Genomic DNA, 4,841 nt, shown 5'->3' with positions numbered 1-4,841 from the left:
TCAAGCCTAAGGTCATCCAGGAGATATGGCCCAACTCTCCGGAACTGCTTTCGGCGACCATTCGGGCGTTCGCCGAGCGCAACGTCCCGATTCCCGATACCGGATCGCTACGGGAAGATCTGCTGGGTTTCGCGCGGGCCTACGCCGCGACCCTGGCCACACCGGTCGGTCGGCGGGTGCTCGACGCGCTCATGGTGAAGCCGGAAGACTGGGAACTCGACGGGTCGCGAGCGGTGTTCCTGGATGTCAGGGTCAGCCGGTTCGCCCCACTCTTCGAACGCGCGATCGCGCGGGGCGAGTGCCCGCCGGAGACCGACCCGGCCTTGACGATCGACATGCTGGGCATCGGGTTGTGCCTGCCGGTGCTGTACTACGACAAGCCGATCAGCGACGAACACTGCGTGTACGTCGTCGATACGCTCCTGCACGGAATACTCGGAAAGCGCTGACTAAAGCTGCCTACGATTCGGCTATGCCGTCGCTGATTCCGCCGCTCCCGCCGATGCCGTTCGGGCTTCCTGACCCGATTTTGCGTCGCATCCGAGTCCCCGAGGACCTGGACTCGGTGACCAACATCGGCACCGAGGATCCTCCTGAGGCGGGCGATGTCACCTCTGAGCAGGTCGAATCGATGTGGGGGGCGGCGCTGGACTGGTATCGCAGCGGTGTTCACCCGGCGATCCAGGTGTGTGTACGCCGCCACGGCGCGGTGATCCTCAACCGGTCGATCGGCCATGCCCGGGGGAACGGGCCCGCCGACGACAAGGACGCCGAGAAGGTGCCGGTGACCGTCGACACCCCGTTCGGTGTTTGCTCGGCGTCGAAGGCCATCACCGCCTTCGTCGTGCACAAGGTGATCGAACGCGGATTGCTCGAACTCGACGATCCGGTGGCCGACTACATCCCGGGATACGGCAAGCACGGCAAGCACGAGATCACCGTCGGCCACGTCCTCGCCCACCGCGCGGCGGTGCCCAACCTGCCCAGCGCCGCCCTGAAACTGGAGAACCTCACCGACCGGGAGTTCATGCTCGACACCCTGGTCGAGGCCCGACCGTTCGCGAAAGCCGGACGCTACCTGTCCTACCATGCCGTTTCCGGCGGCTTCATTCTCGGTGAGGTGGTCCGCGCCGTCACGGGCAAGGACATCCGGCAGGTGCTGGCGGAGGAATTTCTCGACCCGCTCGGATTCCGCTGGACCAACTACGGCGTCGCTCCCGAGGACGTCGACAAGGTGGCGCGGAACTACGTCACGGGTCCGCCAACGCTGCCGCCGATGTCGACGATGCTCACCCGGGCGCTGGGCTTGGAAATCGACCGGCTGGTCGATCTCACCAACGATCCCGGTTACCTGACCGGGATCGTGCCGGCTGCCAACACGGTGACCACAGCGTGGGAGCTGTCCCGATTCTTCGAGGCAATGCGCCTGGGCGGCGAGCTGGACGGCGTCCGGATCATGCAGACCGACACCGTCCGGCGGGCACGGCTGGAGCGCTCACACCTGGAGCTGGACTTCACGCTGGGCTACCCCACCCGCTTCTCCTACGGCTTGATGCTGGGCGCCCAGGTGGTGAGCCTCTACGGCTTGGACACCCAGCATGCCTTCGGACATCTCGGCTTCACCAATATCGTGGCCTGGGCGGACCCGGAACGCGCCATCTCGGCGGCGGTGCTCACCAGCGGCAAGCCGATCCTCTATCCCGAATTCCACCTATTCGTGGGCATGATGCAACGGATCAGTGCGGAGATGCCGAAGATTCCCGATTGGAAGATGATCGTCTAGCTGGTTCAACCGCGAGCCGGCTGTCAGAGCCCCCTGTCGGGATTGAACCGACGACCTTTCGCTTACAAGGCGAGTGCTCTACCACTGAGCTAAGGAGGCAAGTCGTTCCGGCGCTGACCTGGCATCGCTGGACACCGACACCTTAGCGGGTCACTGGTGGGGGTGGCGCTCGACCGCCAGGGTCATCGCGCCGACCGCTTCCCGCAGCATCTCGATGGTAGGCGCGGTTCCTCCATGCCGGGAGCCAGCGCGGGTCCACGGCACCGCACTCGGCGGTGAGCCGTCCAGCACACCGTCCGGCGCGGTCAGCCTCTCGATCAATCCACCCGGCCGAATCAGGCGGTCGTGAACGTCGTCGAATCCTATGTGACGTGCTGCGTGAGCCCCGCTAGGCGCCGGTATCCCGGCCGAGGCGCGGCGGCGCGCCTCGTGAGAGTCAGTTCTCTTGCGCGAGAGCGGCTTTGATTCTCGCTTGAGCGTCGTCGAGGGATTTCGGCGACGGGTTGCGGTCGACGTGGGCGAAGCCGAAGTCGCTGAGGTTGTACGCCGGGAAGACGTGCACGTGCAGGTGCGGCACCTCCAGGCCGGCGATGATCAGACCCGCGCGTTGCGCGCCGAACGCCGTGCAGACCGCACGGCCGATGCGCTGACTCACGTCCATGACGTGAGCGAACAGCGCCGGTTCGACGTTCTGCCAGTTGTCCACCTCGGCGCGAGGGACGATCAGGGTGTGGCCCTGAGTCATCGGTTCGATTGTCAGGAAGGCCACGATCTCGTCGTCCTCGTAGACGAAGCGGCCGGGCAGATCGCCGTTGATGATCATGGTGAAAACGGAGGCCATGTCGCTCAGCTTAAGCGCTGCCGGTCGACGAGTCAGACCGCCCGAACTTCATGTCTTCCAGATTCCAGTAGCCGCGCATGTTGGTGATCAGCCTGTCGTCGTCGACCCGGTAGCAGAAGACTCCGCGCACCGTGCTGGTGAAGCCGCCGTCGAATTCGCTGCGCAGCACCAGGATGTGGGCCACCTCGTTGGGTGAACTGGACGGGAAGCTCTCCTCGCAGGTGACCGTCAGGGTGTTGGCGGCGATGTGGGTGTCGTAGAAGGCGGCGACGGCGTCGGTGCCCCGCACGCCCAGACCGTCGGGGTTGGTGACCGTCTGGCCGATCGGGTCCTCGATGACCACGTCGGGAGCCATCAGCGCCAGCCAGCCCTCGCGGTCGTGGGACTGCACGCACCGCCATGACGCCTGGGAGGCGGCCATGGCGGGCGTCAGGTCAGTCCCGTTGTCCCCCAAGACGCTTAGCTTCTGTCTTCGTCGGTGTAGCGGATGACGCCGCGGATGTTGCGGCCCTCCAGCATGTCGGCGTAGCCGTCGTTGATCTGCTCGAGCCGGTACTGGCGGGTGATCATGTCGTCGAGATTGAGCTTGCCGGCCTTGTACATCGACAGCAGCTGCGGGATGTCGTAGTAGGGGTTGCCGCCGCCGAAGATGGTGCCCTGCAGGTTCTTCTGCATCAGGGTCAGCATCGCCAGGTTCAAGGTGACGTTGGTGTCGACCATGCTGCCGATGGCGGTGAGCACGCAGGTACCCGACTTGGAGGTGATCATCATGTAGTTCTCGATGTCGGAGCCCTGCAGCTCACCGACGGTGACGATGACCTTCTTGGCCATGAAGCCCTGGGTCGCTTCGGCGATGCCCATCAGGGCGGCGTTGATGTCCTCGTAGACGTGGGTGGCGCCGAACTTCAGCGACTGGTCGCGCTTCCACTCCACCGGGTCGATGACGAAGATCTTGCGGGCCCCGGAGATCACCGCGCCCTGCAGGGCGGCCATGCCGACGCCGCCGACGCCGACGATCGCGACATCCTCACCCGGCTTGATCTGCGCGGTGTGGGTTGCTGATCCATAGCCGGTGGTGACGCCGCAGCCGACCAGGCAGGCCACCTCGAAGGGGATGTCCTTGTCGATCTTCACCACTGAGGACTCGTGCACCACCATGTAGGGCGAGAAGGTGCCCAGCAGGGTCATCGGGAAGACCGGCTTGCCGTCGGCGGTGTGGATCCGGTGGGTCCCGTCGGTGATGGCGACGCCGCCGAGCAGACCGGCACCCAGGTCGCACAGGTTGCGCAGACCGGCCTGACACGACGGGCACTTGCCGCAGGACGGGATGAACGACATCACGACGTGATCGCCGGGGGCCACGCCTTCCACGCCCTCGCCGACCTCGATGACGATGCCCGCGCCCTCATGTCCGCCGAGCACCGGGAAACCCATCATCGGGATGCCGCCGGTCACCAGGTGGTGATCGGAGTGGCACATGCCCGAGGCTTCCATCTGGACCTTGACCTCGCCCTTCTTCGGGTCACCGATCTCGATCTCCTCGATCGCCCACGGCTGGTTGAACTCACGGATGAGCGCGCCTTTTGTCTTCACTGCAACCTCCGCTGCGACGATTGGGGATGAACTAGAACGTGTTCTCGATCACGTAGGGCCATAGTAGGACCTGACGGGAGTCAGGTCACCAGATGGGTACCGGGGCCTGCCCCAGCGGGTAGTACCCAGGCAGTTTCTCACCGGCCAGGCTGCGCTGGATTCGTTCCTGCATGCCCGCCGACAGCTTTCCCTCCTGCATCAGCTGGAGGTACAGCTTCTGCACGTGGCCGAAGTCGAAGAAGTCCCGCTGCCACTCGATGAGACCCGCGTCGTTCAGCCGGAACCAGCTGCCCCCGATGCCGTAAATCTCGTAGGTGTTGCCGGCTGGGTCGTCGGGGTCGGTGGCCACCTGCTTCCAGAAGCCGACGACCTCGCCGATCTTCTCATCGATGAGCACCTTCTGGTATGGGTAGGTCCAGCCTTTCAGCCCGGCCATCTCCAGGCCGAGAGCGATGTCGCGAATCTCGTCCGTGCCGACGCACATGACGTCCTCCTTGGGGCCGATGTTCCAGCCGTAGGTGGCGTCGTCGGCGTAGAACTGCGCCAGTCCGATCCAGTCACCCTTGCCTTCGGCCTCCCGGTTGGCCTGCAGCCACCGCTGCACGAAGTCCTCCAGTAGGTCAC

Annotated in this window: 7 protein-coding genes and 1 tRNA gene; 2 read left to right on the top strand and 6 right to left on the bottom strand. The window is 65.0% G+C overall.

Annotated elements, in window-relative coordinates:
• On the top strand, window positions 1-449 hold a 449-nt coding region (locus ADBZ6I_RS16095), incomplete at its 5' end, for a TetR/AcrR family transcriptional regulator C-terminal ligand-binding domain-containing protein (RefSeq protein ID WP_526385595.1).
• Window positions 450-472: 23 nt separating this feature from the next.
• Window positions 473-1,783: a serine hydrolase domain-containing protein gene (locus tag ADBZ6I_RS16090; protein WP_526385593.1), complete on the top strand. Its 1,311-nt coding sequence runs from the start codon at window positions 473-475 to the stop codon at window positions 1,781-1,783.
• 27 nt (window positions 1,784-1,810) lie between these two features.
• On the opposite strand, the gene ADBZ6I_RS16085 is transcribed toward ADBZ6I_RS16090, so the two are convergent.
• The 6 genes from ADBZ6I_RS16085 to ADBZ6I_RS16060 all read right to left on the bottom strand — a co-directional run bounded on the left by ADBZ6I_RS16085 (window position 1,811) and on the right by ADBZ6I_RS16060 (window position 4,833).
• A tRNA-Thr gene (locus tag ADBZ6I_RS16085) sits at window positions 1,811-1,882 on the bottom strand.
• Window positions 1,883-1,933: 51 nt separating this feature from the next.
• Complete coding sequence (locus tag ADBZ6I_RS16080; protein WP_526385591.1) at window positions 1,934-2,104, bottom strand: hypothetical protein; 171 nt, start codon at window positions 2,102-2,104, stop codon at window positions 1,934-1,936.
• A gap of 115 nt (window positions 2,105-2,219) precedes the next feature.
• Window positions 2,220-2,624, bottom strand: coding sequence for an HIT family protein (locus ADBZ6I_RS16075; RefSeq protein ID WP_526385589.1), 405 nt, complete (start codon window positions 2,622-2,624; stop codon window positions 2,220-2,222).
• 10 nt (window positions 2,625-2,634) lie between these two features.
• Window positions 2,635-3,045, bottom strand: a complete 411-nt coding sequence (locus ADBZ6I_RS16070; protein WP_526385599.1) for a nuclear transport factor 2 family protein — start codon at window positions 3,043-3,045, stop codon at window positions 2,635-2,637.
• Window positions 3,046-3,083: 38 nt separating this feature from the next.
• The gene (locus ADBZ6I_RS16065) at window positions 3,084-4,217 is read right to left on the bottom strand and encodes an NDMA-dependent alcohol dehydrogenase (protein WP_526385587.1); all 1,134 of its coding nucleotides are present in this window, start codon (window positions 4,215-4,217) and stop codon (window positions 3,084-3,086) included.
• Window positions 4,218-4,302: 85 nt separating this feature from the next.
• Window positions 4,303-4,833: a nuclear transport factor 2-like protein gene (locus ADBZ6I_RS16060; RefSeq protein ID WP_526385597.1), complete on the bottom strand. Its 531-nt coding sequence runs from the start codon at window positions 4,831-4,833 to the stop codon at window positions 4,303-4,305.
• Window positions 4,834-4,841: the final 8 nt, after the last annotated feature.

This window comes from Mycobacterium sp. (assembly GCF_044342925.1).
Classification (GTDB): Bacteria; Actinomycetota; Actinomycetes; order Mycobacteriales; family Mycobacteriaceae; genus Mycobacterium.
Note: the sequence above shows the minus strand (reverse complement) of the source record. Positions and strands in the feature narration are given on the sequence as shown.